Origin of the sequence: Streptomyces sp. BE20, assembly GCF_036322525.1 — a bacterium.
Lineage (GTDB): Bacteria > Actinomycetota > Actinomycetes > Streptomycetales > Streptomycetaceae > Kitasatospora.
The window spans coordinates 1-2,492 of sequence record NZ_JAQYWW010000745.1 but is presented as its reverse complement, the minus strand read 5'-3'; the positions used below and the strand labels follow the sequence as shown (position 1 = coordinate 2,492).

1 protein-coding gene is annotated in these 2,492 nt (G+C 76.6%); it reads right to left on the bottom strand.

Translation table 11 applies throughout. The features are described 5' to 3' along the window. The coding region (locus PUR61_RS16180; protein ID WP_329879546.1) for a condensation domain-containing protein at positions 1 to 2,441 on the bottom strand (2,441 nt) is incomplete at its 3' end. Between the last annotated feature and the right edge of the window lie 51 nt (positions 2,442 to 2,492).

Here is a 2,492-nt window from a genome sequence, read left to right as displayed (position 1 = left end):
GCCAACCGCGCCGAACGCTCCCCCAACTCCCCGTACGTCAACGACTCCCCACCCACCACCAACGCCACCGCACCCGGCGCCTCCCGCACCCACCCCTCGAACCGCTCCACCACCGAACCCGCCACCGGAACCACACCCACCACGTCGCCGGGGGCGAGCAGCCCGGCCAGTTCGGCGGGATCCAGCAGCTCCAGGTCGTCGACGCGCGCGGCGGGATCGGCCACCGCCTGCTCCAGCAGCCGCAGCAGCCGGCCGGACAGGGCCTCGGCGGTCGGCCGGTCGAACAGGTCGGCCGAGTAGAACAGGCGCAGGTCGAGATCGTCCCCGTGCGCGGTGTCGGCGAAGGTGAACTCCAGGTCGAAGCGGGCCGTGCCCGGGTCGACCTGCTCCATCCGGGCCGGGTGGCCGAACATCACCGACGTGTCCAGGGTGACGGTGTTGTGCGACACCAGGGTCTGGAAGAGCGGGTGGCGGCCGAGCGCGCGCGGCGGGTTGACGACCTCGACGACCCGGCCGAACGGCACGTCGGCGTGGTCGAGGGCGGCCAGGTCCGCGGCCCGGACCCGGTCGAGCAGTTCGGCGAAGGTCGGATCGCCCGACAGGTCGGCGCGGAGCACCACCGTGTTGACGAAGAAGCCCACCAGCCCGTCCAGCGCGGCCTCCCCGCCGCGCCCGGCGACCGGCGTGCCCAACGGGACGTCGTCACCACCGCCGAGCCGGTGCAGCAACGCCGCCACCGCCGCGTGCGCCACCATGAAGACACTGGTGCCGCTCTCCCGGGCCAGCCGACGGACGGCCGTGGCCAGCGGTCCGGGCAGTCGCCGCGCGACCAGGCCGCCCCGCCCGCTCGGAACGGCCGGCCGGGGGCGGTCGGCGGGCAGCGGGATCTCCTCCGGCAGCCCCGCCAGCGCCCGCCGCCAGTGGGCCAACGGCGCCGCCTGGTCCAGACTCGCCTGCCAGAGCGCGAAGTCCGCGTACTGGACCGGAAGTTCGGCGAACTCCGGGGCCCGGCCCGCCAGCCGCGCGAGGTAGCCGGCCTGGAGGTCGGCGATCAGCGGCCCCCGGGAGGCCTCGTCGCCGGCGATGTGGTGCAGGGCGACGACGAGCGTCGCGGCACCGGTGGGCTCCCTCAGCAGGGTGGCCCGCAGCGGCGGTTCGGCGGTCGGGTCGAAGCGGTGCGCGAGCGCGGCGGCGATCTCCCGGTCGACCTGGTCGGCCGGGACGTCGAGGACGCCCAGCGGCACGGCCTCGGCCGCCTCGGCCGGGGTCAGCACCCGCTGGTACGGCTCCCCGTCCCGCTCGCCGACGACGGTGCGCAGGCTCTCGTGCCGGGCCGTCAGGTCGGCCAGCGCCGCCGCGAGCGCGGCCACGTCGGGGGTCCCGTCGATCCGGGCGACGAAGGGGATGGTGTAGGTCGCGCTCGGGCCCTCGACCTGGTACTGGAACCAGAGGCCGCGCTGCGCCGCGGAGAGCGGGAGCGGGTCGGGGCGCGGTCCGGCCGTCAGCGCGGGGCGCTCGACGGCGGTCCGGCCCGCCACGCGGGCGGCGAGCGCGGCCGGGGTGGGCGCCTCGAAGACGTCCCGGATGGCCGCGTCGACGCCCAGCCGCCGCCGGATCCGGCCGGCGGCGCGGGCGGCGAGCAGCGAGTGGCCGCCGAGCGCGAAGAAGTCGTCGTCCGCACCCACGGCGGTCAGGCCGAGCACCTCGGCGAGGATGCCGCAGATCACGGCCTCGGCCGGGGTGGCCGGCAGCCGACCGGCCGTGACGGCCCGGTCCGGGGCGGGCAGCGCCCGGCGGTCGGTCTTGCCGTTGGCCGTCAGCGGCAGCACCTCCAGCACCACGACCACCGACGGGACCATGTACTCGGGCAGCACCGCCGCCACACCCCGGCGCAGCTCCTCGGGGGCGGGCGGCTCCGCCTCGGCGCCGGTGCCGTCCGCGGTTGCGTCCGTACCGCCGGTGCCCGTGACGTAGCCGACCAGCTGCTGCTGCCCGGGCACGTCCTCGCGGACCAGGACGACGGCCCGGCCGACGCCCGGCAGGGCGGCCAACGCGGCCTCCACCTCACCGAGTTCGATCCGGAAGCCGCGCAGCTTCACCTGGTCGTCCACCCGGCCCAGGAAGTCCAGCTGCCCATCGGCACGGCGCCGCACCAGGTCACCGGTGCGGTACATCCGGCCACCGGCCGGGCCGTACGGGTCCGCCACGAAGCGGCCCGCGGTGAGGCCGGGCCGCCCGAGGTAGCCGCGGGCCAGCTGCTCACCCGCGAGGTACAGCTCACCCGGCACACCGGTCGGCACCGGCTGGAGGGCGCTGTCGAGGACCAGTGCGCGGACCTGCGGGAAGGGCACGCCGATGGCGGGGACGCCCCGGTGGTCGGCCGCCAACTCCGCCGCCGTCGCCCACACCGTCACCTCCGTCGGCCCGTACACGTTCGTCACCCGACCGCACCCACGCACCAGACGCTCCGCCAACCCGGCCGACAACGCCTC